At 70.5% G+C, this 23,423-nt stretch carries 20 protein-coding genes; 6 read left to right on the forward strand and 14 right to left on the reverse strand.

Features of this window, described 5'->3' with window-relative positions:
- Positions 1 to 240 precede the first annotated feature (240 nt).
- Together ACFW1I_RS17345 and ACFW1I_RS17350 are read left to right on the forward strand one after the other, a co-directional pair.
- Positions 241 to 1,578, forward strand: coding sequence for a flavin monoamine oxidase family protein (locus tag ACFW1I_RS17345; protein ID WP_384670523.1), 1,338 nt, complete (start codon positions 241 to 243; stop codon positions 1,576 to 1,578).
- 142 nt (positions 1,579 to 1,720) lie between these two features.
- Entirely contained in the window at positions 1,721 to 2,974 is a 1,254-nt protein-coding gene (locus ACFW1I_RS17350; protein WP_384670525.1) for a cation:proton antiporter, read from the forward strand.
- A 9-nt stretch (positions 2,975 to 2,983) separates the two neighbouring features.
- Here ACFW1I_RS17350 and ACFW1I_RS17355 read toward each other — a convergent pair whose 3' ends face one another.
- The gene (locus ACFW1I_RS17355) at positions 2,984 to 3,874 is read right to left on the reverse strand and encodes an MBL fold metallo-hydrolase (protein WP_384670526.1); all 891 of its coding nucleotides are present in this window, start codon (positions 3,872 to 3,874) and stop codon (positions 2,984 to 2,986) included.
- 238 nt (positions 3,875 to 4,112) lie between these two features.
- Between ACFW1I_RS17355 and ACFW1I_RS17360 the strand changes: the two genes are divergently transcribed.
- A complete protein-coding gene (locus tag ACFW1I_RS17360) occupies positions 4,113 to 4,814 on the forward strand; it encodes a DUF1345 domain-containing protein (protein WP_384670528.1) in 702 nt (233 codons plus the stop codon).
- Positions 4,815 to 4,842: 28 nt separating this feature from the next.
- On the opposite strand, the gene ACFW1I_RS17365 is transcribed toward ACFW1I_RS17360, so the two are convergent.
- The 3 genes from ACFW1I_RS17365 to ACFW1I_RS17375 all read right to left on the reverse strand — a co-directional run bounded on the left by ACFW1I_RS17365 (position 4,843) and on the right by ACFW1I_RS17375 (position 6,291).
- Positions 4,843 to 5,025: a hypothetical protein gene (locus ACFW1I_RS17365; RefSeq protein WP_384670530.1), complete on the reverse strand. Its 183-nt coding sequence runs from the start codon at positions 5,023 to 5,025 to the stop codon at positions 4,843 to 4,845.
- Between the two features lie 164 nt (positions 5,026 to 5,189).
- Positions 5,190 to 5,333 carry a DUF6126 family protein gene (locus ACFW1I_RS17370; protein WP_169749492.1) on the reverse strand — a complete coding sequence of 48 codons (144 nt, stop codon included), beginning with the start codon at positions 5,331 to 5,333 and terminating at the stop codon, positions 5,190 to 5,192.
- A 52-nt stretch (positions 5,334 to 5,385) separates the two neighbouring features.
- The gene (locus tag ACFW1I_RS17375; protein ID WP_384670532.1) at positions 5,386 to 6,291 is read right to left on the reverse strand and encodes an FAD-dependent oxidoreductase; all 906 of its coding nucleotides are present in this window, start codon (positions 6,289 to 6,291) and stop codon (positions 5,386 to 5,388) included.
- A 247-nt stretch (positions 6,292 to 6,538) separates the two neighbouring features.
- Here ACFW1I_RS17375 and ACFW1I_RS17380 point away from each other — a divergent pair, with 247 nt between their 5' ends.
- Positions 6,539 to 7,099 carry a TetR/AcrR family transcriptional regulator gene (locus tag ACFW1I_RS17380; protein WP_384670534.1) on the forward strand — a complete coding sequence of 187 codons (561 nt, stop codon included), beginning with the start codon at positions 6,539 to 6,541 and terminating at the stop codon, positions 7,097 to 7,099.
- Positions 7,100 to 7,132: 33 nt separating this feature from the next.
- Here ACFW1I_RS17380 and ACFW1I_RS17385 read toward each other — a convergent pair whose 3' ends face one another.
- The 7 genes from ACFW1I_RS17385 to ACFW1I_RS17415 all read right to left on the reverse strand — a co-directional run bounded on the left by ACFW1I_RS17385 (position 7,133) and on the right by ACFW1I_RS17415 (position 18,297).
- A complete protein-coding gene (locus ACFW1I_RS17385; protein WP_384670536.1) occupies positions 7,133 to 9,292 on the reverse strand; it encodes a SpoIIE family protein phosphatase in 2,160 nt (719 codons plus the stop codon).
- A 93-nt stretch (positions 9,293 to 9,385) separates the two neighbouring features.
- The gene (locus ACFW1I_RS17390; RefSeq protein WP_384670538.1) at positions 9,386 to 10,729 is read right to left on the reverse strand and encodes an NAD(P)/FAD-dependent oxidoreductase; all 1,344 of its coding nucleotides are present in this window, start codon (positions 10,727 to 10,729) and stop codon (positions 9,386 to 9,388) included.
- Positions 10,730 to 10,813: 84 nt separating this feature from the next.
- Positions 10,814 to 12,361: a long-chain fatty acid--CoA ligase gene (locus ACFW1I_RS17395; RefSeq protein ID WP_384670540.1), complete on the reverse strand. Its 1,548-nt coding sequence runs from the start codon at positions 12,359 to 12,361 to the stop codon at positions 10,814 to 10,816.
- 128 nt (positions 12,362 to 12,489) lie between these two features.
- Entirely contained in the window at positions 12,490 to 13,953 is a 1,464-nt protein-coding gene (locus ACFW1I_RS17400; protein ID WP_384670541.1) for an aldehyde dehydrogenase family protein, read from the reverse strand.
- A 27-nt stretch (positions 13,954 to 13,980) separates the two neighbouring features.
- Positions 13,981 to 15,078, reverse strand: coding sequence for a Zn-dependent alcohol dehydrogenase (locus tag ACFW1I_RS17405; RefSeq protein WP_382808062.1), 1,098 nt, complete (start codon positions 15,076 to 15,078; stop codon positions 13,981 to 13,983).
- Between the two features lie 54 nt (positions 15,079 to 15,132).
- Positions 15,133 to 17,427, reverse strand: a complete 2,295-nt coding sequence (locus ACFW1I_RS17410) for an AMP-binding protein (RefSeq protein ID WP_384670543.1) — start codon at positions 17,425 to 17,427, stop codon at positions 15,133 to 15,135.
- 171 nt (positions 17,428 to 17,598) lie between these two features.
- On the reverse strand, positions 17,599 to 18,297 hold the full coding sequence (locus tag ACFW1I_RS17415; RefSeq protein ID WP_384670545.1) for a transporter: 699 nt from the start codon (positions 18,295 to 18,297) through the stop codon (positions 17,599 to 17,601).
- Positions 18,298 to 18,649: 352 nt separating this feature from the next.
- Between ACFW1I_RS17415 and ACFW1I_RS17420 the strand changes: the two genes are divergently transcribed.
- Entirely contained in the window at positions 18,650 to 19,243 is a 594-nt protein-coding gene (locus ACFW1I_RS17420; RefSeq protein ID WP_079042178.1) for a TetR/AcrR family transcriptional regulator, read from the forward strand.
- Positions 19,244 to 19,312: 69 nt separating this feature from the next.
- Here ACFW1I_RS17420 and ACFW1I_RS17425 read toward each other — a convergent pair whose 3' ends face one another.
- Genes ACFW1I_RS17425 through ACFW1I_RS17435 form a run of 3 tightly spaced genes read right to left on the reverse strand, consistent with a single transcriptional unit; the run spans position 19,313 to position 22,108 of the window.
- Positions 19,313 to 20,086, reverse strand: coding sequence for a gamma-glutamyl-gamma-aminobutyrate hydrolase family protein (locus ACFW1I_RS17425; protein WP_384670547.1), 774 nt, complete (start codon positions 20,084 to 20,086; stop codon positions 19,313 to 19,315).
- Positions 20,083 to 21,453: a glutamine synthetase family protein gene (locus ACFW1I_RS17430; protein WP_384670549.1), complete on the reverse strand. Its 1,371-nt coding sequence runs from the start codon at positions 21,451 to 21,453 to the stop codon at positions 20,083 to 20,085. Before ACFW1I_RS17430 ends, ACFW1I_RS17425 begins: the two co-directional genes overlap by 4 nt.
- Entirely contained in the window at positions 21,446 to 22,108 is a 663-nt protein-coding gene (locus tag ACFW1I_RS17435) for a hypothetical protein (RefSeq protein WP_384670551.1), read from the reverse strand. Before ACFW1I_RS17435 ends, ACFW1I_RS17430 begins: the two co-directional genes overlap by 8 nt.
- A gap of 158 nt (positions 22,109 to 22,266) precedes the next feature.
- Here ACFW1I_RS17435 and ACFW1I_RS17440 point away from each other — a divergent pair, with 158 nt between their 5' ends.
- Positions 22,267 to 23,238 carry an alpha/beta hydrolase gene (locus tag ACFW1I_RS17440; RefSeq protein ID WP_384670552.1) on the forward strand — a complete coding sequence of 324 codons (972 nt, stop codon included), beginning with the start codon at positions 22,267 to 22,269 and terminating at the stop codon, positions 23,236 to 23,238.
- Positions 23,239 to 23,423: the final 185 nt, after the last annotated feature.

Consider the following 23,423-nt stretch of genomic DNA (forward strand, 5'->3'; position numbering starts at 1 on the left):
TGGCGAGCCGGCGGAGGCGAAGTCGCCGACGTGCGGGTCTCGTGCGCTCCCCACCCCACCTGCTATAAACTCGAAGTCGATTCGAAATCGATTAGTCCGTTCGTCAGGACCGGACTGAAGCCGCGAGGTCTCGCGCCGTGCGCGTCGAGACCAGCCGGAAGCTTGTTGCGCACGACGAAGAGAGGAACAGGGATGACGAACGCGGAGCCCGAGTCGGACGCGGTCAACGCCGTGCCCCCCGTGCGCGAGGAGACCTGCGACGTCGTGGTCGTCGGGGCGGGAATGGCGGGCCTGATGGCCGCCACGACGCTTGCCCGGGAGACCGATGTCGTCGTGCTGGAGGCGGCCGATCGCGCGGGCGGACGCGTCGAGACGGTTCGGAAGGGCGACTACTGGATCAACCTCGGTACGCAGTTCACCGAGGGGACCGGGCCGTTGATCGACGCTCTCCACCGCCACGGCATCGAGATGGGGTCGTTGGCCGGCAAGGGCGTGGCACTGGCCCTCAACGGCCGGTTGGTCGACACGGCCGATCTCTTCGCGCTCATGTTCCGCACGCGCATGCGGCTCGTGGACCAGGTCGGCATGGCAGTGGTCGGAGCCCGCATCCTCGCCGCGGTGCCGTTCCTCGCCTCGGACAGCGGCCTGGCGAAGCGGGTGCGGGCCGGGCTCGACCGGCGTCTCGCCTCCGACCTCCTGCGCGGTGTCCGCTCCGAATTGGCCCGGGACATGGTCCGGTCGTGGTCGGGTCAGTGGATGGGCTGCGAGCCCGGCGAAACGGCCGCGACCCAGCTGGTGACGTCCGTGGGAATCGCCATGACGGATCCGGCGAAGGTACCGAACTTCGCTCTGCCGGTAGGGGGGAACCAGACGCTGACCGACGTTCTCGCCGCCGATCTCGGCGAACGTCTCCGTCTCCGGGCAGCCGTCAGGTCGGTGAGGGCGGAGGGGGACGGGGTCGTCGTGGAGTACGTCGCAGCGGGCCGCGAGGTACGGGTGCGCGCGAAGCGGGCCGTCGTCGCGGTGCCCAGCGACATCGCGATGCGGATCCTTCCGGCGCTTCCGCAGACGTACCGCAACGCGTTCCAGGACATCCGCTACGGCCGGTACGTGATCGTCGGCTTCTTCACCGAGGAGAAGGGGCCTCAGTCCTGGGACGAGCTCCTGGCCGTCTCCACGCCGCAGCTCTCGTTCCAGGCGGTGTTCAACCACGCCGCCGCCACCCGCAGGGGAGGCGAGCGGAAGCCCGGCGGCGCGTTGGCGTGTTTCGCCGGCGGCGCGATGGCCGACGAGCTCTTCGAGCTCTCCGATGAAGCGATCGTCACCCGGTTCGCCGCGGACCTCATCTCGCTCTACCCCCAGCTCGAAGGGAAGCTCGACGAGGGGGCCGTGCGGCGGCACCGCCGTGTGGTGCCCTTCTGGGCGCCCGGAAGGCGTGCGTCGCTGCCCGTGCTGAGGAACCCCCTCGGGCCGATCCACCTGGCCGGCGACTACCAGCTCGACATGCCCTCGCTCGCCGACGCGGCGAGCTCGGGCGAGAACGCGGGCAAGGCAGTGCTCGCGAGCATGGGGCGGTGACCTCGGCGGTGGCGGTGAACGGGGGCCCGGCGGTGTCCGCGCCGAACGACGCCATGTCCGACGGCGTCGTCCAACACACCATGCTGTTTGACCGGGCCCCTGAGGAGTCACCGGTGATCCTCTTCGTCACCCGTCCGAGGCGATGACGCACGTGGTCGCCGTCCTCGCCCTGCTGTTCCTGCTCTTCGTGTGGTCGCTGGTGTCGAGCCGCATGTCCCGCTGGAGCGTCACCGCGCCGATCGCGTTCGCCGTGGCGGGCGCGGCGCTGGCGGGAGGCGACCGGCCCGTGCTCGGCTTCGACCTCGACGCCCACACCTTCCAGAGGTGCGTCGAGGTCGTTCTGGCCGTCATGCTGTTCACGGACGCCACCGAGGCCCGGGGATACGAACGGCTGGGCCGGTCGGTGGGGGAGGGGCGCCTGCTGGGTCTGGCGCTGCCTGCCTCGGTTCTGCTCGGCACCCTTGTCGGGGTCGCGCTCTTTCCCGGCACGAGCTGGTGGTTGTCGGCGGTGGCCGCCCTCGTCGTGATGCCCGCGGACCTCGCCCCCGTACTGAACCTGCTGCGTGACGAACGCGTGCCCCTGAGAGTGCGGGCTGCCCTGAACGTCGAGGGCGGTTTCAACGACGGCCTGGTCTCGCCGTTCTTCGTGTTCTGCGTGGCCAACCTCATCTCGACGGACGGGGACACGTTCACCGACCTGTTGCTGAACGCCGCCCGGGGCGCGGCGTACGCGGTGCTCGTCGGTGCCGTCCTCGGCTTCCTGGCGTCATGGCTGGTGCGCAGGTCCCGGGAAGCCGGCTGGACGGGGCCCACCGGCCTGCGCATGGCCGGCCTCGCCCTCCCCTTCCTCGCTTATACGGCCTCGTCGGAAGTCGGGGGCAACGGCTTCGTCGCGGCGTTCGTGACGGGCCTGTGCTACGCCCGCACCGCGCGTCCGGCGGGGGACGACCACCTCCGGCTCGTCCACGACGTCAGCCACCTGATGGCGCTGGCGGTGTGGTTCACCTTCGGGGTGCTGATCGCGGACGAGTTCGCGGGCGGCGTCAGCCTCGCGGTCGTGGTCTACGCGGTGTTCGCCCTCACCGTCGCCCGCTTCGTTCCGGTGGTCACCGCGCTCACCGGTAGCGGGTTCAGCGGGGCCGAACGCGCCGCTGTCGGCTGGCTGGGCTCGCGCGGCGTCACCTCCATCGTCTTCGCCGTCCTCGCGTACACGCAGCTGCCCGACGAGGAAGCGGCGTTCGTGGCCAGGACGGCCTGCGCGACCGTCCTGCTGAGCGTCGTCGCGCACGGTGTCACCGCGGAGCCGATCGCCCGCTGGTTCGCCCGCCGCGCCCCGCGGGAGGAGGTCGGGAAAGGAGGCTTGCCGCCGGCGACGACCGTGCGCGACACCGTGTGAGGCGGACCGCTACGTGGCGCGGAACCGCCCGGCCTCGACCTCGACGATCATTCCCCTGTCCACCAGCCGGCTCAGGTGCCGTGCCGCGATCCGCCGCTCCACCGGCCGCACGTGGGGACCTTCGACGTGCGGCCGGTAGACCAGCCGGCGCTCGGCGATCTCTTCGACGGTCCGCGGTTCGTCGAGGTACGTCAGAAGGGTCGCGTCCCGCCGCTCGACCACGCCGACGAAGGCGTCGAGCCGTCGGCCGAACTCCTCGGCACCCTCGATGACGCCCTTCTGGTGGGCCGTTCCGTACCAGCGGGCCCCGATCTCCCGGCATCGGCGCAGGGACGCCTCGAAATCCGTCAGGCTGCTGCCGACGTCTCCGTAGAACGGGCCGAACGAGGTCAGGTCGATGTCCGCCACGAACAGGAATCCGTCCGGCTCGATCAGGAAACCGCAATGACCGGCGGTGTGGCCCGGAAGGTGCACGACCGTCGCGGTGCGCCCCCCGAGGTCGAACACGGCTCCATCGGTGAACCCCGTAGCGTCGGGGCGGTCACGCACGTGGAACCGGTCGCGCAGCATCGCCTCCGTCTGCTCCGTGGCGTACGGCGGGAGGCCGTAGCCGGCGGCCATGACCGCCCGGGACCGCACGGCGGCGAGATCGTCCTCGTGGGCGTGGACGGGCACGCCGTACCGTCCGAGACCCGCGACGTGGTCCTCGTGCGCGTGGCTCACGAGCACGAGGTCCGCGGGAGGCGCCGACTCGACGAGCGACAGCGACGGGTCGATGACCAGTGTCTCGGCGGTGCCGCGCACGAGGACGGAGTTGGCGTACGGGTAGGCGCCTCGCTCGGCGCCGACCAGTACGGTGATCCCGCCGTACTCCGCTTCCGTGTATCCCGTCGTGTGCACGGTCGGCACTCCTTCATCCGCGAGTGGCGTGGTGGTCGGATCGCGTGGCGGCCGTCGCGGCCCTGCGTGGGGTGGTTCGCGCGGGTGATCCGCAAGCCCACGACGCGAGGGTAACGGTCCACCGATTCGGCCGACACCCCACGGCGACGGCCGCGGCACACCGTCGACGGAGCGCCATGATGTCGTAGCGTCGGCCCTCGAACGGGTCGGTAGCCGCTGCTTCCTGAGGAGTTCTTCCGTGCCGCAGTCACGTTCCCAGGGCCGCCGTCGGAACCAGTGGCTCTCCGAGCGTCGCCGGTCGGCGGTGAGCTTCGTCATCGCTGTGTGCACGGCGGTGCTCCTCCTCGGCCTCGACCGCAGCTGGGCGGAGATCTCGGTGGCGGACGTGTGCGTGCTGATGCTGCTCGCCCATCTCTTTCCCTATCTCCTGATCACGACGATCGCCTTCTCGACCGCCTCTCCCGATCGTGTGCGCGACTGGGCGGACCGGGAGACACGGGGCACGACCCTCCAGCGGTACGTGTACGGAACGGCGCCAGGGCCAGGGGTCTCCATCTTCATCGCGGCCGCCGCACTCGTGGTGGCGGTGGTGTGGCGCCCCGGCCACATCGGCTCCGCGTTCGAGCCGGTCGCCCGGGCGGCGGTGGCACTCACCCTGGTCGGCGTCGCCTGGGTCTGCGTGGCCGTGTCCTTCGCCGTCGCCTTCCAGGCCGACAACCTCGTGGAGGGCGAACGGGCGCTGGACGTGCCCGGCGAGGAGGCCCCGATCTGGAGCGACTACCTCTATTTCGCCTTTTCGGTCATGACGACGTTCGGCACGACCGATGTCACCGTGGTGTCCCGGGAGATGCGCCGTACGGTGACGGTCAACGCCTGCATCGCCTTCGTCTTCAACACCGTCACGGTGGCCAGCCTCGTCTCCGCCCTGGACAGCCTGTGACGAAGCCACCATGGAACCGGGCGTCCCCTCAGATCCGCTCCCACCATCCCAGCGTCAGAACGATGCCCTTCTTGACCGCGCACCCGAGCGTGTGACCCCTGAGGGAGAACACGAACGAGGAGAGCACCGCCGATGACGCGGTCGCCATCACGATGGCGATGCCGATGTCCCACGACATGAAGATGCCGAGGAGGAGGGTGGGTACGAGCATGATCAGGCATCCGACGGCCGTCTCACGCAGAACCCGGCTCCAGCTCGCCTTCCGCCACGTCCGCGCCCTGCCGGAGTACCCCTCGAGGGGAACGTGACGAGTGGAGCCGCAGACGTCGGTGTTCATTTCGGTGTGCTCCCGAGAGGTGTGAGGGGTCGGGGCGGCTATTCCTGGGCCTGCGCGCCCAGGTGGCCCACCAGGGTGACGAACAGGTAGGTGCCGACGACGTAGAAGAACACCCGTAGACCGATGCCCTTCGCTTTCCATCTCTCGTTCGTCCGGTCCGCGTCGTGGTCCTCGTCGCGCACAGCAGTTCCCCTCTCAGGGTGTGGTGGTCGGAAGCGGTGAACCCGTTCCCCGCTACTGCTGCCGGCCGGAGGTGGAGCCGTCCGCGGCGACCTGTGCCAGGGCGTAGAAGCTCGATCCGCCCAGCCCCGCGGCCTCGGCCGTCTTGAGATTGCGCACGGCGGCCTCCAGCACGTTCGCGGCGAAGCCGGCGCCCCTCATGCCGTCGAGGCACGTCTCGCCTCCGTGGGTGAACACCGACAACGTGGCCTGGTCCGTCGTGAAATCACCGCTGCCGATCGCCGCCACCGCCTCCTTGGCCCCGTCCTTCAGCGCCGCGAGGACCTTGTCCGTGGCCTCGTCGAGGACGTCGCCCGAAACCCCCTGGCTGTGGGCGTACGCCGCGGCGTCGACGTAGGCGGCCAGCGCGGCGACGTACACCCCGCCGACGATCGTGAGGTCGACCGCGCTCGCGGCCTGCGCCTGTTCGGAGACGAACCGCGTCGCCGGACCGAGCGCGGCGATCAGCTCCTCGTGCCGCGCCCAGGCTTCGGGGCTTCCCGAGAAGAGGACGTAGCCCCGCTCGGTGCCGATGTCCTGGGGGAAGCAGAGGATCGCCGCGTCCAGGTAGGGGACGCCCTTCCGGGCAGCCCACGCGGCGGCGTGCTCGGCCTCCGCCGTCGAGCTCGTCCCCGTGTTGAGGAGCGTCTTGCCGTTCCAGTCGCCGACGCACTCCAGGCTTCGGAGCACGGCTTCGTAGGACGGGGCACAGGTCAGGACCAGGGGGGCGGACGCGACCGCCGTTTCGAGGTCCGCCTCGGCCTTGATCCCCGGCAGCTCGGTCGCCAGCACCCGAGCCCGTGCCGTGTCCGGGTCGTACGCGGTCACCCTCCAGCCGGAACGCGCCAGGGCGCGGGCGATCGACGCCCCCATGAGCCCGTTGCCGATCACCGCGACGTCGTGCTCGGTGTATGTGGCCATGCCAGTTCCTCTCGTCGTGGGGTTTCGGCGCCAGGGATGAACCCTAAAGTCAAATTCGATTCGAGTTTAAGTTTTGGTAATGCGCGTAGTCAATCCGGGTTGTGGTGATCGGCGTCGGTTGCGGCAGGGGGCTGCCACCTCGCTTCGCCCGGGGGAGGTCGGTGCGCGGCTGATACGATCTCGAATTGTGTTCGAGAAGAAGTCCGCATCCCCGGCGTCGGCCCGTCCGGCCGTGCAGCGCCGTGGCATGGAGCGGAGACGCGCCATCCTGGACGCCGCCGAGGCGCTGCTCCGGGAGCAGGGCTACGAAGCGGCCACCCTGAAGGCCGTCGGTGAGCGGGCGGGCATCCCGGTCGCCTCGATGTACCACTACTTCCCCGACCGGCACCAGGTCGACGCCGAGCTCCTGCGCCAGCACCTGCGGGTGATCGAGGAGCTCGTCACCGCGGCGCTGGAAGGCTCCCCGCTGTCCACGCTGCGGGAGGCCGCGGACGCCGTCATCGACCCCCTGCGCGACTACTTCCGCGAGCATCCGAGCTGCGTCGAGCTGTGGTTCTCGGGCCGCAGCGAGGCGCTCGCCGTCCTGGTCGGGGAATTCGACGCCGCGCAGGCGGACCGGTTCTGGAGCGTTCTCGTCGAGCGCGGCCTGGTGTCCGCCGACACCCCCCGGCTCGCCCTGCAGCTCCTCTTCGAGGTCGGCAACCGCCTCTTCGACGTCGCGTTCCGGCAGTCGCCGGCCGGCGACGACGCCACGATCAACGAAGCACGTCGCATGGTGATCGCGTACCTCAAGACGTACGCGGCCTGACCTGACCTTCCCACGGCCACGCGGGTGGGGAGGTCAGATCGCCGGGAGAGCGAGGAGACCGTCCGCGGGCAGGGCCTGTTCCGCCCAGATCACCTTTCCCTCGCGGTGGTGGCGGGTACCCCAGCGTTCGGCGAGCTGGGCGACGAGGAGCAGTCCGCGGCCGCCCTCGTCGTAGGTGCGGGCGCGGCGCAGGTGAGGAGCGGTGCTGTTGGCGTCGGACACCTCGCAGGTCAGCGTGGACTGACGGATCATCCGCAGCCGGATCGGACTCCGACCGTAGCGGATCGCGTTCGTCACCAGCTCGCTGACGATGAGTTCGGTGGTGAAGGAAAGCCCGTCGAGGCCCCAGGCGGTCAGCGTGTCGGCGGCGAAGCGGCGTGCCCCGGCGACGGCCGCCGGGTCGGAGGGAAGGTCGAGGGTGGCCACGTGACCGGGGTCGAGCGACAGGGTGCGGGCCACGAGGAGGGCGATGTCGTCGACGGCCCGCTCCGGCACCAGGGCGGCGATCAGACGGTCGCAGACCTCGTCCGGTGACGCGGACCCCTGGGCCAGGCCGTCGCGCAGCAGCTCGCGAGCGGTGTCGACGTCCCGCGCCCGGCTCTGGACGAGACCGTCGGTGAACAGGGCAAGCAGACTCCCCTCGGCCAGTTCGAACTGCACGGTCTCGAAGGGGAGTCCGCCCAGGCCCAGCGGCGGGCCGATCGGCATCTCCGGGAATTCGACCGACCGGGAGCCCGGCGCGTCGCCCGCTCCGTCCGGGGGAGTGGCCACGGCCGGCAGCACGTGTCCGGCACTGGCCAGCGAACACACGCGGGAGACCGGGTCGTAGACCGCGTACAGGCAGGTGGCGCTGGTCTCGCCCGCTTCCTTCCCCTCCTCGTGCTGGAGCCGGATGACCACGTCGTCCAGGTGGGTGAGCAGCTCGTCGGGCATGAGGTCGATGTCCGCGAAGGCGCGCACGGCCATCCGGAGGCGGCCCATGGTGGCGGCGGCGCGCAGTCCGCGTCCGACGACGTCGCCCACGACGAGGGCCACGCGGGCTCCGGACAGCGGGATCACGTCGTACCAGTCGCCCCCCACGCCCGCGCGGGAGCCACTGGGCAGATAGCGGGAGGCCGTGACGACGGCGGACTGCTCCACGGCGTGCCGCGGCAGCAGGCTGCGCTGGAGGGCGAGCGCGGTGGAACGCTCGTGGGTGTACCGGCGGGCGTTGTCGATGGACACCGCCGCTCTGGCGGCGATCTCCTGGGCGAGGAGGAGATCGTCGTCGTCGAAGGGCGCGCCGCTCCCCGTACGGAGGAACTGGACGAGGCCCAGCGTCTCCCCGCGGGCCACCAGGGGGAGGAGGAGGGCTGAGTGGAACCCGTCACCACCTGCGAGGCCCCCGCTCGCTCCGCCACGGCGCAGAACGGGCGTGCCGGTCGCCAGTGCGCGGGCCGGCTCCGAATCGGCGGGGTAGCTGTGTGTTCGTCCGATCCGTACGGGAAGCTCCGTGGCGTCGCCGCCCGGTACGGATCGCCGGGCGACGCGACGGAGCGACGGCGGGGTCGACGGCGGCGAGACGTCCTCGTCGTCGAGGACGGAGGAGACGAGGTCGACGGCGACGAGGTCGGCGAAGCCGTCGGCGCCGACGTCCGCCAGCTCCTGCGCGGTGCGGTCGATGTCCAGTGTGGTCCCGATCCGGCGACCGGCCTCGTTGGCCAGCAGGAGCCGCCGTTGCAGCCGGCGGTCGCGTTCCTCCTGGTAGGCCGCGACCACGTGTGCGGAACTGCGGTCCACGTAACCGAACCCCGCCGCCATCAGGCGCAGTGCCGCGGCGTTGACCAGCTCGGGATCGTCGGTGAGCGTGAGGACCTCGGTCTGGACCAGCTGGAGCAGGGCGACGTGGCCGAGCCGGTAGCCGCGCAGAAGCGTGCTGATCGGGACCCCGCTCCGGGCGAGCCTGCGGGCGAGCTCCAGGGACTGCGGCGGCGGCGCGGCCTCCGCGGCGTCGGCGCCGTGTTCCAGCAGGTCCAGGAACGCGACGACGTGCCCGGCCGTCTCCTCGGCCACGAGATCCGCGACCTCGTCGTACCCCCATGGCTCGGACAGCTCGCCGCGGGTGTACCGCAGCAGGGTCTCGACCGATTCCTCCGTCCGCGGCCTGAGCTGCTGGGCCAGACGGTGGAGGAGGGTGTCGACATCGGTCCTCATAAGGGCATTGTCCGGAAGCGGAAGGACCCGTGCCACCGGGTGAGCGGGGAGCGGGGCGTCGGAGACGACGGACGGTTCGCGGTCACCCATGCCTCAGCTCGGAGCGGCGCCGCGCCGGGCGTTCCGTCGGCTCCCGTTGATCAGGTCGTTGAAGCGGTCGACCGTCCAGATGGTCCGCAGTCCCACGGCGCCCATCATCAGCGGGCGGGGGAAGTCGGGCTTCTCCGCCCAGAGCGTCTTCAGGTCCTCGTGCTGCCGGCCGTCCACGATCAGGTCCGCGATGAGGGAGCCGACGTAGGGAACCTGGGCGAGGCCGTGTCCGTTGCAGGCGACCGAGTAGTAGACGCCGTCGCGGGTCGTGCCGGCGACCGGGAGCCAGGACGGGGTGATCGCGATCCATCCGCCCCAGGCCCGGGCGGCCCCGACGTCGGCGAGTGCGGGGAAGCGCCTTTCGAAGGCGCGCGCGAGTTCGGCGACGACGGCCTCGTCCGGCTTCCTCGGAGGGAGGGGACAGGTCCTGCCCCGCTGGAGCCGGCGGACCCCGAACACGATGGTGTCGCGCGAGGTCAGCCGGTAGTTCTCCATGATGTTGTGCTGGGTCACCACACCCGACCGGCTGGTCCATCCCAGTGCGGCCAGGCGGTCGGGGTCGATCGGCTCGGTCTCCACCTCGCTGACCCAGATCGGCACGGAGAGCCGCTTCGGGGTGATGGCCAGGTCGCCGCCGAAGGCGTTCGTCGCGAGCACGGCCTTCCGCGCGCGCACCTCGCCCCCGGGTGTGCTGATCACCACGTGACCGTCGGTCGGGCGGACCTCGGAGACCCGCGTCCGCTCGAAGACCCGGGCGCCGGACGCGAGGACGGCACGGCGGATGCCGAGGCTGAACTTGCCCGGATTCATCATTCCGCCGACGGACTCGCGCATGCCGCCGAGGAATCCGCGCGGGATGCCGAGCTCCGCGCTCGTACCGAGCTCGACGTCCGCGCCGGCCTTGCGCAGGAGCTTCGTCACACGGCGCACGCGGCCCATCTGCCCGCGGGACACGGCGGCGCAGACGTTGCCCGTGGCCTCGTAGTCGCAGTCGATGGCCAGGCGCTCGATCAGCCGCTCCAAGAAGTGCGCGGAGTTCTCCGCGAACCGGACGATGCCGGGGAACCTCTTGGGGTAGAGCATGCTCAGGAGCTGGATGTCGCCCCCCGGGGCGCCCGCCACCTGCCCGGCGTTGCGCGAGGCGGAGCCGTGCCCGCAGAACTCCGCCTCCAGCAGCACCACGTCCCGGCCGCGGTCGGCCAGTCGCAGGGCGGTCGACATGCCCGCCAGGCCGCCGCCGATGACCGCGACCTCGCAGGTGACGTCGTCGTCCAGGGTGGGCCGGACGTCGCCAGGAGGGTCGATCCACCCGGTGAAGGTGGTGTATTCGACGTGGTCCGTCTTCATCTCGCTGCTCCTCCTGGGCGGTGACGGGTACGACGGCGGCTGAGGGGTGGGACCGCCTCGGGTGGTCCGGGGTTCGTGGGAGCTTCAGACGAGCCGGCGCTTGAGGATCTTGCCGGTCGAGGTCATCGGCAGGCTCGACACGAGTTCGACGACGCGGGGGTACTTGTAGGAGGCCATCTGCTCCCTGCTCCAGGCGACGAGCTCGTCGGCGGTGACGACGGCGTCCTTCGCGGGGATCACGAAAGCCTTGATCTCTTCGCCGTGGCTGTCGTGCGGGACACCGACCACCGCCGCCAGACTCACCGCGGGATGGGTGAGCAGCACCTCCTCGATCTCACGGGGGTAGACGTTGTAACCCCCACGGATGATGAGGTCCTTCGCGCGGTCGACGATGGAGTAGAAGCCGTCCTCGTCGCGCCGCGCGAGGTCTCCGGTGCGGAACCAGCCGTCGCGGATCACCTCGGCCGTCTCCTCCGGGCGGTTGTAGTAGCCCTTCATGACGTTGTGACCTCTGATCGCGATCTCGCCGATCTCCCCGGCCCGGGTGACCTCCGTCCAGTCCGGCCGGATCAGCTTCAGCTCCACGCCCCAGATCGGGACGCCGATCGAGCCCGGCCGGGGTGCGAGCCGGGGATCGCTGAACGTGGCCACGGGCGACGTCTCGGACAGCCCGTACCCTTCGAGCACGGTGATGCCGAGGCGCTGCTCGACCTGGTGGAGGATCTCGACCGGCAGGGCCGCGCCGCCGGAGATCCCGATCCGCAGGTTCCCGGCGATGCGGTGGACGTCGACGTCCTCGGTGAGGGCGTCGAGCAGCCCCCACCACATGGTCGGAACACCCGCGAAGAACGTGATGGTCTCGCGGCTCATCAGCTCGACCACCTCACGCGCGGCGAAGCGCGGCACGAGGTACAAGGTGGCAGCGACCGAGAACCCGGCGTGCATCTGCACCGTCGCGCCGAAGGTGTGGAAGAGGGGGAGGCACACCACGTGGCTATCGGTGGCGGGCTCGTTGCGGAACAGCCGGTTGTCGGCCAGCACGTTCATCATGATGTTCGCGTGGGAGAGCTCGGCTCCCTTGGGCCGCCCCGTCGTCCCCGAGGTGTACAGGATCACCGCGGTGTCGTTCGGCTCGGTGACCACCGGTGCGAACGCGGTGCTCATGCCGGCGAGAGCCCGGCCGAGCGTCTCGGCGCCGGCGATCGGGCAGGGAGCCTCCGGGTCGGCGGTGATGACGAAGAAGTGCTCGACCGTTCCGGCCTCCTGGTATCCGGCATGGCCCTCCGCGGCCATGGCCAGCTCAGGGGTCCCCTCGAAGCAGAAGTACGCCGAGACGTCCGCGTCGGCCAGGTGGTAGGCGATCTCGCGGCCCTTGAGCAGGACGTTGAGCGGCACCACGACCGCCCCCGCCTTGAGCACGCCGTAGTAGACGATGGGGAAGGCGGGGAGGTTGGGGCAGCTGAGGGCGACCTTGTCGCCGGGCCGGATACCCCGGGACACCAGCAGGTTGGCGACCTGGTTCGCCGCCTCGTCCACCTGTCGGTACGACAGCCGGTGCGGGCCGAGCACGAGCGCGTCCCGGTCCGGGAACGTGCGGGCGGAGTCTTCGAGGAGGATCGAGAGGTTGAGCATGAGGGTTCTCCAGCGGCTCTGGGTGTGCGTCGGGTGATCTCGACGGCTGGGTCCGGAGACGTCAGCCCTCAGCCGCTGCGTCCTTCACCCGTGTTCGGTCCATGGCAGCGGCTCGTTTCACGGGCTTTTCACAGCGGAAGGTCCGGCGCGTCCACACCGACGACCCGGTCCCCGCAGAACACGCGCACCGACTCGGCCGGGCCGTGACCGCCGATGCCGGACGGCCCCCAGAAGCTCTGCGCGGAATCGTCGCCGAGATCGGCGATCTTCGCGCCGTTGACCCGCACCTCGCCGGCCAGGACCCGCGAGCCGACGTCGATGGCGCGTTCGGTGTCGCCGCCGAACACGTAGGCGTCGAGTCCCGAGGGGTGGGCGTTCGCGACGCGCAGCGCCTCCTCGTCGGAGTCGACGGCGTGCACGGAGACGAGGGGGCCGAACAACTCCGCGGTGGCCTTCGCCGGGTCGGCCCCGGCGGCGACGGCCGGTGAGAGGAAGAAGCCGTCGAGCTCGGGCAGCCGGGCCGACTGGTGGATGGTGGCTCCCAGGGCGCGCAGTCCCTCGATCCGGCTCCGCAGGGTCGCGAAGTGCGGCGCGTTCGAGATCGGGCCGAGCTCGGCGCCCTCGTCGAGCGAATGACCGACCACGACCTTGGAGATGCGCTCGGTCAGCGCTTCGACCAGCGGCCCCACCAGGCGTCTGGGCGCGAGGACCTTGCCCGGTCCCTCGCACCACTGGCCGTTCAGCTTGGTCATGCCCTCGAAGATCCCGTCGGCGGCGACCTCGACGTCGGCGTCGTCGAGGACGAGCACGGGGTTGTTGCCGCCGAGCTCCAGCTGGAGGACCTTGAAGTCCTCCGCGCCGGCCCGGGCGATCGCGCGGCCGGCCGCCGGACCGCCGGTGAAGGACACGACCTTGACGCGCGGGTCACCGGTCAGCGCGGCGCCCACGTCGCCCCGGCCGTGCACGAGCTGCAGGGCACCGGCGGGCAGCCCGGCCTCGACGAAGCACTCGACGACGATCTGCGCGCTGCCCGGAGCGTGCTCCGACGGCTTGAGGATCACCGGGCAGCCGGCCGCGACCGCGCTCACGACCTTCGCCGCCGGGATGAAGCTCGGCCCGTTCCACGGCGTGAGGATCGCGGCCGGTCCCCACGGAACCTTGTACAGGCGGACGTCACGGCCACCCGCCGCCAGCGCCCGTACCCGGGGAATGCTCCGCAGCTCCGCCGCCGTCGCCCGGATCCTGGCGGGCAGGAACGCCGCCACCTTCCGGGTGACGCCGATCGGTACGCCGCTGGTCAGGGAGTCGGTGCGCGCGATGTCCTCGACCCGGGCCTCCGCGAGCGCGGCGACGCGTTCGAGGGTGTCCGCGCGCTCCTGGCGGGCCTCGTCGTCCCAGCGGCCGACGCCGTACACCCGCTCGGCGTGCTTCAGAGCCCGTTCGACGTCGCCGGGTCCCGTCGTGACCGTGCGGTGCACCGGTTCCCGAGTGTTCGGGTCGACGTTCCACTCGCCCGGGACCGTCTCGCACTCGCTCCAGGCATCCGCGATGTAGTTCAGCGGTTGGGGAACCGCCGTCTTGCCGTTCGACATGTCAGTCACCTCTGCATCCGTGGTCGGTCAGGCCTGGAGGTCGACGACGATGCGCGTCACGTCACCGCTCCTCATCGCCTTGAACCCCTTGTTGATCTCGCCGAACGGGATCACCTGCGTGACCATCTCGTCGAGCAGCAGCCGCCCCTGCTGGTACAGGCGCGCGAGCTGGGTGATGTCCTGGCGCACCTGACCCGAGCCCATGTACGAGCCGATGAGGCGCTTCTCGCCGAAGAAGAAGTCCGACGCGGGCACCGTGAGCTCGGTGCCTTCCGGGGCGATGCCCACCAGGCACGCGGTGCCGGTCGGCCGCAGCACCGCGAGTGCCGTGGCCGCGGTGCGCGCCGAGCCGACGGCCTCGAAGGAGTAGTCGACCCCCTCGCCCAAGAGAGACCGCACCTCTGCGGCGACGTCCTCGACGCCGCCGTTGACGACATGGGTCGCCCCGTAGCCGCGCGCGGCCTCCAGTCGTGCCTCGTCCAGGTCGATCGCGACGACCGCCGATGCCCCTGCCAGCCTGGCTCCCTGGATGACGGCCGACCCGACACCGCCGCAGCCGATCACTGCGACCGTGCTTCCCGGACGTACCTGGGCACCGCGGAAGACGGCGCCGACGCCGGTGATGACGCAGCACGCCAGGAGGCACCCCACGTGGAGCGGCACCGCGTCGTCCAGCTTCACCAGGGCGTTCTCCCGCATGAGCGTGTGGCGCGAGAAGGCGCCGACGTCGCCGAGCCGCTCGACCGGTCCGCCGTCCGTCAGTCGGAACGCGGGGCGCGGGCGACGCCGGACCTCCGCCACACGCTGACACTGGGTCGACCGGCCGGCCTCGCAGTTGGCGCACAGGCCGCACGACGGCGTCAGCGCCCCGACCACGCGGTCGCCGACGCGCAGTGCGGTCACGGCCGAGCCGATCGCCTCCACCACCCCCGCCACCTCGTGCCCCACCACCACGGGCAGGCCGGTCGGCACGGTGCCGGTCATGTAGTGCAGGTCGCTGTGGCACAGGCCCACGTGCGTGACCGCGACGCGCACCTCGTCGGGCTCGGGGTCGTCCACCTGGATCGTGGTCAGCTCAAGCGGTTCGTTCACCGCGGTGAGTACCGCGGCCTCTGTCTCGATCACGTCGTCTCCTCTGTCGTTCTTCAGGGAAGGGCCGTTCCGGCCCCTGTGGCGCAGCTATTCCCGTGCGTCCTTGGCGGTCCAGAAGCCCTCGATGCCGGCGCTGAACACCCCGCTCTCCCAGGTCTTCCGGGCGGCGTCGTCCTCCCGGGCGAAGGCCTGCTCGATCTCGTCGAGACGCGGCCGCAGGAGCGCCAGGTGGAGCGCCGTCGTGTTGTTCTCCGGCGTCCACTCGACGACCAGGTCGACGGCGCGGTCGAGCAGTTCGTCGGGCGCGACGATCTCGTCCAGGAGGCCGATCCGCAGGGCCTCCTCGGCTCCGATCCGCGGCGAGCCGAGGACCGTGCGCACCGCGTGGTTCCGGACGATCCGGGGCAGCAGCAGGCTCGACGCGTTCGAGATCGTGATGCCGCGGCCGTTCTCCGGCTGGTAGTACTCCGTCGCCGGGGTTCCGATCCGCGCGTCGCAGCAGAGGGTGATCTCCGAGGCCCCGCCCACCGCCAGGCCGTTCACCGCCGCGATGACGGGCACCCGCGTCTGGACGATGGCCCGGGTGATGTCGTGGAAGCTCTCGAAGGCCGTACGGAGCTCCGCGTACGAGGTGGGCACGGACCGGAGGTCCTCGCCCGCGGAGAAGGCCCGGCCCTCGCCCGTCAGGACGATCCCGCGCACGTTCTCGCCGGTGCCCGCCTCCCGGACGGCGCTCGCCAGCCGCAGCCGCGTGGCGACGTCCAGGGCGTTCAGCTTCTCCGGACGGCGCAGGGTCAGGACCGCCACGCCTCGGACGACGTCGATGCCGAGGAAGTCCGTGGGCGCGGCGAACCCGCCGCCGGTCCCGCGCCGGCCGCCCAAATCGAAGGTGATGCCGGGCTCCGCCTCGGCGCGGGCCTTGAGCGCTGGTTTGGACACGCGCTCGGAGGGCGTCCGCGGGAAGTCGGCGACGAACTCGACGTAGCGCGGGACCTTGAAGCGGGCGAGCTGACGGCCGGCCCGGTCGACGATCCGCGCGGCGGTCGTACGGTCCGCCGCCACCCCGGCGGACAACTGGACGAATGCCTTGACCTCCTCCCCGAGGATCTCGTCGGGTTCGGCGACGACGGCGGCGGCCGTGACCTCCCCGTCACGTTCGAGGGCGGCCTCGACCTCGGCGCTCGCGATGTTCTCGCCGCCCCGGCGCACCATGTCCTTGATCCGGCCGACCAGCCGGATGCCGCCGTCCGGCCGGCGGACGACGACGTCGCCGGTGTGCAGCCAGCCGTCCCGCAGCACCCGGGCGGTGTCCTCCGGCCGGTTCCAGTAGCCGCGCATCATCGGCTCGCCCGAGACGATCAGCTCTCCGGGCTCGCCGTCGGGGAGATCGCCCCCCTGCGGATCGACCACACGGACCCGCTTCGTCGGCACCGGAACCCCGAGGTTCCCGCTCCCGACGCAGCTCGTGTCCCCGACGGGACCGAACAGGTCGACGCCGGACTCGGTCATGCCGTAGATCTCCCGCCAGGGCGCGCCCCAGCGTTCCTCCAGCTGGGCGTGGATCCCGGTCGGGATGCCCGAACAGAGCACCAGACGCAGCTGGTTGTCCAGGTCGTCGGGGCCCGGCGGTTGCTTGAAGAGCAGCGTCGGCATGGATCCGAGGACGTAGAAGAACGTCGCTCGATGGCGGCGGACATCGGCGAAGAAGCCCGACGCGGAGAAGCGCGGCAGGACGACCAGCGGGGCCCCGACCGTCAGGGCGAGCGCGGTGTTCCACTGCGGATCCATGTAGGAGAACGGCTGGGCGGTGAGCAGGACGTCGTCGGGCCCGAGGCCGGTCCCCGCGGCGCAGGTCCAGCCCAGCCGCACCCAGTAGTCGTGGGTGAGCATGCAGGCCTTGGGGAAACCGGTGGTGCCGGACGTGTACTGCAGGTTCGCCAGGGTCCCGGCGGTGGGACGCATCGCCGGAGCGGTCGCCGGGAAGGCCGCGGACCCGTCGTCGGCGACGTCGACGACGCAGAGATGCGTCAAGTCGGCCTCGGCGTCGACGACCTCCTTCAGGAGGCCCACCCGCTCGTGGTCGGTGAACACGACCCGGGCTCCCGAGTCCCGCAGGAGAAAGGTGAGGTCCGCCCGCTTGTACGAGGAGTTGACCGGTACCGCCACGGCGCCGGCCTTCAGCGCGGAGAGCCACACGACCGGCCAGTGCACGACGTTCGGGAGCATGATCGCGACACGATCACCCGGCTGGACGCCGTCGACCTCGATCAGCCGGTGCGCCAGCCTGGAGGTCCAGGCGTCGATCTCCGCGAAGGTCCACGACGCGTCCTCGAAACGGAGGAACTCACGGTCAGGTGATCGCCGCGTCCGTTCCGTCAGCAATTCGGTCAGCGTCGCGATGGGCGGGGCCTCTCCCATCCGCTCGGGCCTGACGGCCGGCTGAGGACGGCGAGAAGTCACGTCTTCCTCCCGCTGAGGTGTTTCTTTCACGACCACGGCTGCTTTCTCTGCATGGGACGTCGTCCGTCGTTTCGCCGCCTTGAACGCGGATGGTCAGGCGTCGGCTCGGCTCGGCTCGCGCAGGTCCGGTTCGGCACCGACTGACTCGTTGTGGCGGTGCAGGGCGCGGTAGGCGAAGTAGTAGGTGAACATCTGGAAGCCCCAGGTGCTCAGCGCGCCGATGTAGAAGAGGGTGTGGGCCTCGTCGTCGCCCGGAATGTGGACGAAGTCGTACGTCCACGCGATGACGCAGCCGGCGGCGGTCGCCAGCGCCGCGCCGACGGCCCACCCCTTCGCGCCGATCGCCCAGAGGCGCTTCGAGAAATAGATCAGGAACAGGGTGGTCAGGACGTTGACGGCGATCAGGAAGATCGCGACCCCCGTGCCGAGCCGCTCGCCGAAGAGCAGCAGAGCGAGGCCGACCGCGGTGGCGAACGCGAACACCCCGACGTCCGTCCCCACGGACGGCTTGTACCGGTGCGTCACGCGCATCAGGCCCAGGACGAGAATCAGCGTGATGCCGACCGACCGTGAGAACTGATCGAAGAAGAAGGCCAGGGTGTACATCGGGCTTTCCTCGGTGGACCCCACGGCCGCGTAGACGAAGAAGTTCGACCCGGAGGTGGCGACGATGATCCATTCGAGGCCGAGAAGATAGTTCCCGTAGTTCCGGATGAACTTCCACCCGAAGGTGAATCCGACAGCGATCATCCAGACGTCGGCGAGCAGGAAAAGCAGTTCTCTGAGTGCCATTTTCCTCGGTTCCTTGAGGTCTCTTCGGTATCCGGATCTCCGCCGAAGGCTGCGAGCCGGGGTGTCGTCCCACGGGGCCCGGGCCGGGCGATTCGAACGAGTCAGAACGTGGCGAGCGGTCCGCCGCCGCTCGCCGGGCGCAGATGGCTGCCGGCGAGCCCTCGTCGTGTGGGCTGATGGCCGCACGGGGTTTTCGCGAGGGGTGGGAGCCATGCTTCTTGATTACGGTCGTACGATCAAGTCATATGACCAACTATTTTGCGGAAGGGCGGCGTGCGGGTCGATATGGACATACCGCCTGGTAACCTGGACGCTGACTTGATCAATCGTCCAACTTCACCAGGGGGTAGATGTGGCACGCGTACCGGCGGCCGAGCGGCGGGACGAGCTGGTGAACGCCGCCATCCGGGTGATCGCGAGCCGCGGCGTCGACGGTGCCACGACCCGCCGGATCGCCGAACAGGCGAACGCTCCGCTTGCGACCCTCCACTACTGCTTCCAGACCAAGGAGCTGCTGTTCACGGCCGTCTTCGAGAGGCTGACGGAGCGGTACCGCGAGGTTCTGATCGAGAACGACGTGCACGGCGACCTGGTCGTGACCGCGCGTGCGATGCTCCGGGGCGTCCTCGACTGGTATCTGGAGTCCGACCCGGAATTCGCGTCCGCGAGCTTCGAGCTGATCAGCTGGGCGCAGCGCCAGGAAGAGCATCCGGCGGTGACCGTCTACAACGAGGCGTTCAACGTGGTGCGATCGATCCTCGCGAGAGCGGCCGCCGGACAGAACGTCCCGCCCGAGACGATCGACGAGATCGGCTATGTCATCGGCACCCTTTCCGATGGGTTCGTCGTGAACTGGTTGACGTACGGCGACCGTTCCCGGGCCGCGCAGCAGGCGCAGACCGTCGTCGACGTGTTCGACGCGTGGCTGGCCGTGAAGCTCGCCTGAGCGCTGTCCGCGCCGTGCCCCGCCCGGACCCGAGTGCGTCATCCGTCGGCGCGCACTCGGGCCGGCCCCTCACAGGCGTTTGAGAGCTTCCTCGACGATCCACGTCATCGTCGGATCGTCGCTCTCCATCCATTCGGGGTGCCACTGGACTCCCAGCACCGGTGCGTCCGGAAGCTCCACCGCCTCGACCACTCCGTCGGCCGTCCGGCCCGTGACGAGGAGCCCCGTGCCACAGCGGTCGACGGCCTGGTGGTGCCACGAGTTGGTGACGGCCCGCGCTCCGAAGAGTCCCGCCACGATCGAGCCGGCCTCGAAGGTCACGAGGTGATTGTCCGTGCCGTCGGTGAGAGCGGCCTCCTGCGACAGGTGCCGCACCTCACCGGGCGGAAGATCGGCGACGAGCGTGCCGCCGAGCGCGACGTTGAGGACCTGCATGCCCCGGCACACGGCGAGCACCGGGATCCCGCGGTCGAGCGCGGCGCGCACGAGCACCAGCTCGTACGCGTCCCGCTCCGCGTCGTGGACCATCGGGTCCGTGCGGGGGTCGACGTCGCGCACCACGGAGGTGTCCCCTCCCCAGCACGCCGGGTGCAGATCCTGCCCTCCGGTGACGACCACGCCGGCCAGCCAGTGGCAGACCGCCTCCGCGTCCGTCTCGTACGAGAGGTGCACGGGGAGGCCGCCGGCCCGCGCGATCCGGATCGCGTAGTCGGCCATGTAGCTGTCGGCACAGCGATCGCCGTACCGCCGGTCCGCTCCCTTGATGAGGTCCAGCCGGATCCGCCGGCCGGTGATGCCGATCAGCGGCCGTACCGCGACCGACCCCTCGCCCGCGGCGCTCACGGCAGCTCGAAGTAGCGGGCGGACTCCCACGCGGAGAGCTCGGCGGACGGATCGCCGCCCGCGGTGTGGAACTGCATCCACTCCCACCAGCGCGAACCGATCCAGTAGTCGACGAACTCGGAGCCGAGGAGGTCGCGCAGGATCGGGTCCGCTTCGAGGGCGGCGGCGGCCTTCGTGATGGTGTCCGGCAGCCGGGTGATCTCCCCGGGCGGCATGCACCAGGCCATCTCCGCGACCGGCTCCGGCGGTTCGATCTCGCGCTCCAGACCCGCGATCACACCGGCCAGCACACCGGCGAGCGCGAGGTACAGGTTGGCGTCGGCGCCGGGGACCCGGTACTCCAGGCGGGAGTACGACGGGTGGCCGCACACCGCCCGGATCGCGGTGGTCTTGTTGCTGATGCCCCAGGTGGCGGTGACCGGCGGGCCGCTGAGGTCCACCAGGCGTCGGTACGAGGTGATCTGCGGGAGCACGATCGAGGTGTTGCCCTCGATCGTCGCGAGCAGGCCGCCGACGGCGTGGCGCATCGTCTCCGACGGCCCCTCCTGCGCGTAGAACGCGTTGACGCCGTCGCGCTGGAGGGACAGGTTGATGTGCGAGGCCTGCCCGTAGCCCGCGGTGGGCCGGGCCATGAAGGTGACCGTGCGGCCGAGGTCGAACGCGACCTCGCGCATGATCTGGCGGGTCCGTGCCCAGGCGTCACCGACCGCGAGCGGGTCGGCGGGAGCCAGATTGATCTCGATCTGTCCGGCGGCGTCCTCGTCGCTCCATGCCTCCCACTCGATGCCGACCGCGTCGAGCCGCTGGGCGACGGCGTCCATGTAGCCGGTCCAGTCCTTCGACTTCGCCAGGTGGTAGCCCGTCCCCGCGTTTCCTCCGAGCGGTGTCAGGCCCTGGTATCCCCGTGAGCGGGCCTCGTGGACGGACTCCTCGAAGACGGTCGCCTCGATCTCGACGGCGACGGTCGCGGTGAAGCCGAGCGAGGCGAGCCGCGAGGTCATCTTCTTCGTCAGATTGCGCGGACAGATCGGGACCGGCGTGCCGTCCTTCAGCCAGTAGTCGCCGATGACGGCCTGGCGCCCCGGCTCCCACTCGACCAGCGTCGACATGTCGGGACGGAAGTAGACGTCGTTCAGGTGCCCGCGCCAGTCGGGGAAGACGAACCCGAGGACCGGCGCGTTGCCGAGGTCGAGCCCGAAGAGGAGATCGGCGAAGGCGAAACCCGAGTCCATGCCGGAGGCGAACTTCTTCGGGGTCAGCGTCTTGCCGAGGAACGAGCCCTCGTGGTTCGTCGCCTCCAGTCGAACGGCCCGAACGGCCTCCTCGCTGCGGTCGACGCCGTGGGCGGGCAGGGTGAGTTCAGACATCGAAACGAACCTTCCAGGAAGCGCCGACCATGACCGACAGCTGGGACATGGTGCCTTGGATGCCGAGCGCACCCGTGGAGAGCACGGCGAGCAGGTCGTCGGCTCCGGAGAACACGCCGGCGAGCGCCTCGGGGGCTCCGGCGATCAGGTAGTGCGTCGCGCCCTCGCCGAGCACGGCCTGCTCCAGGCCGTCGGGGCCCTCGGTGACCGCGATGAGCACGTCCGGAATTCCCGGCACGGAGCGCGCGGCACTCCAGAAGTGCGCGGCCGCCGTCCGCCAGTCCGGCACCGGCGGCGACAGCGCGAGCAGCGCGTCCGCGGCGAGCTCGGCGTCGCCCGAGGGGGCGGAGACGGGGGCGAACCGGGCGTTCAGGTCGACGGTGATCGTGACATCGGGTTCGACGAGGACTCCGCTGGAGACCGCGACGCCGTCGCCGAAGGTGATCGTCGCCGCCTGGGGCGTGTCATGGGACCGGATCGCCACCGTCGCGGCCGGCCTACGCAGCACCGGGAGCGCGTGCCCCGCACGGGCGGAGTCACGCAGGGTGCGGCCGATCAGCCGGACGAGAGGAGTCGCGTCGTCCTCGATCCTTACGTCGACCTCGGTTGCCGCTGGTGCGCCGGGCGCCGCGGGAGCCGTCGTGGTTTCGGTCATCCGTCGGTCCTTTCGACTTCGGGAGATCACATGCGCCGTTCATCGGCTGCTTCGGATCTCGGATGGACCGTGATCGTCATGGTCAATTGACTAGATCAGGTGACTAGGATGGTGGGGTACAGGTCGCGACCTGTCAATGACTTCGGAGAGGCCACACAGTGAATGAAGCGAAGCCCCCGTACTGGGAGCGGCTGGACCCCGATGCGCGGTCGGTAGCGCGATTCATCGCCGAGACCCTCAGGAAACCCGTACGTGAACTGGGCGCCGAAGTGGCGCGGAAAACCCTGGCGACACCCCCGCCCGAAAGGACGCTCACCCCTCTCGACCAGGTCGAATCCCTGACCGTCGCCACCCGTTCCGGCGGGATCGGCGCACGCCTGTACCACCCGGACGGTCCGCCCCCGGGCGCCGGCCCACGGCCGACGCTGGTCTATCTGCACGGTGGCGGCTTCGTCCTGGGAACCCTCGACGGGGTGGACGAGGTCTGCCGCGCGATCGCCGCCCGATCGGGCTGGGCGGTGTTCTCGCTGGAGTACCGACTCGCGCCGGAGAATCCCTATCCCGCGGCGCTGGACGACTGCTTCGACGCGTTCGCCTGGCTGCGACGGTCGGCCCCGGGCCTCGGCCTCGATCCGGACACGATCGCCGTGGGGGGTGATTCGGCGGGAGGCGGTCTCGCTGCCGCGCTGTGCCTCAAGCTCCGCGATCTCGGACTCGCCCGGGCTGTGTCGCAGGTGCTGGTCTACCCCGCCGTCGACGGCACGTTCGCCAGCCCGTCCTGGACGGAGTTCGCCGACGCGCCCTTGCTGACCAGTAAGGATGCCCGCTGGTGTTGGGAGCAGTACATCGGCCCGGATCGCACCGGGGATGTCGACCACTACGCGGCCCCGATGCGCGCCGCGTCGTTGCGGGACCTCCCCCCGGCGCTCGTCCTCACCGCCGAGGTCGATCCGCTGCGCGACGACGCCGAGGCGTACGCCGAGAGGCTGCGGCGCGACGGCGTCGAGGTGACCCTGACCCGCTATGCGGGCGTGTTCCACGGCTTCTTCACGGAAGTGGGCGTGTTCGCCAAGACGGACGAGGCGGTTGCGCAGGTGGCGCGCCATCTGCGCGGCATGGCGGACGCCTGAGCGCGGGCGGCGGACAGGAACCCGATCGTCATTCGACTATTGACGGCAAGGGGACCCCTGGCTACATTCACCTGGTCATCTGACTAAGTCAAATGACTAGAACGTGCACGTCGATGCATCGAGGGGGTGTGGACCCCCGCCCAGGGCGAGGCCCTGACGGCCGGATGCCAGCCGCATTTCGACTA

Source organism: Streptomyces sp. NPDC058955 (assembly GCF_042741435.1).
Taxonomy (GTDB): Bacteria; Actinomycetota; Actinomycetes; order Streptomycetales; family Streptomycetaceae; genus Streptomyces.

Excerpts from the sequence above, each read along its gene's own strand:
- ACFW1I_RS17350 (WP_384670525.1), top strand. The coding sequence starts at position 1,721 with ATGACGCACGTGGTCGCCGTCCTCGCCCTGCTGTTCCTGCTCTTCGTG.
- ACFW1I_RS17365 (WP_384670530.1), bottom strand. The coding sequence starts at position 5,025 with ATGCTCGTACCCACCCTCCTCCTCGGCATCTTCATGTCGTGGGACATC.
- ACFW1I_RS17375 (WP_384670532.1), bottom strand. The coding sequence starts at position 6,291 with ATGGCCACATACACCGAGCACGACGTCGCGGTGATCGGCAACGGGCTC.
- ACFW1I_RS17380 (WP_384670534.1), top strand. The coding sequence starts at position 6,539 with ATGGAGCGGAGACGCGCCATCCTGGACGCCGCCGAGGCGCTGCTCCGG.
- ACFW1I_RS17385 (WP_384670536.1), bottom strand. The coding sequence starts at position 9,292 with ATGAGGACCGATGTCGACACCCTCCTCCACCGTCTGGCCCAGCAGCTC.
- ACFW1I_RS17390 (WP_384670538.1), bottom strand. The coding sequence starts at position 10,729 with ATGAAGACGGACCACGTCGAATACACCACCTTCACCGGGTGGATCGAC.
- ACFW1I_RS17395 (WP_384670540.1), bottom strand. The coding sequence starts at position 12,361 with ATGCTCAACCTCTCGATCCTCCTCGAAGACTCCGCCCGCACGTTCCCG.
- ACFW1I_RS17400 (WP_384670541.1), bottom strand. The coding sequence starts at position 13,953 with ATGTCGAACGGCAAGACGGCGGTTCCCCAACCGCTGAACTACATCGCG.
- ACFW1I_RS17415 (WP_384670545.1), bottom strand. The coding sequence starts at position 18,297 with ATGGCACTCAGAGAACTGCTTTTCCTGCTCGCCGACGTCTGGATGATC.
- ACFW1I_RS17430 (WP_384670549.1), bottom strand. The coding sequence starts at position 21,453 with ATGTCTGAACTCACCCTGCCCGCCCACGGCGTCGACCGCAGCGAGGAG.
- ACFW1I_RS17435 (WP_384670551.1), bottom strand. The coding sequence starts at position 22,108 with ATGACCGAAACCACGACGGCTCCCGCGGCGCCCGGCGCACCAGCGGCA.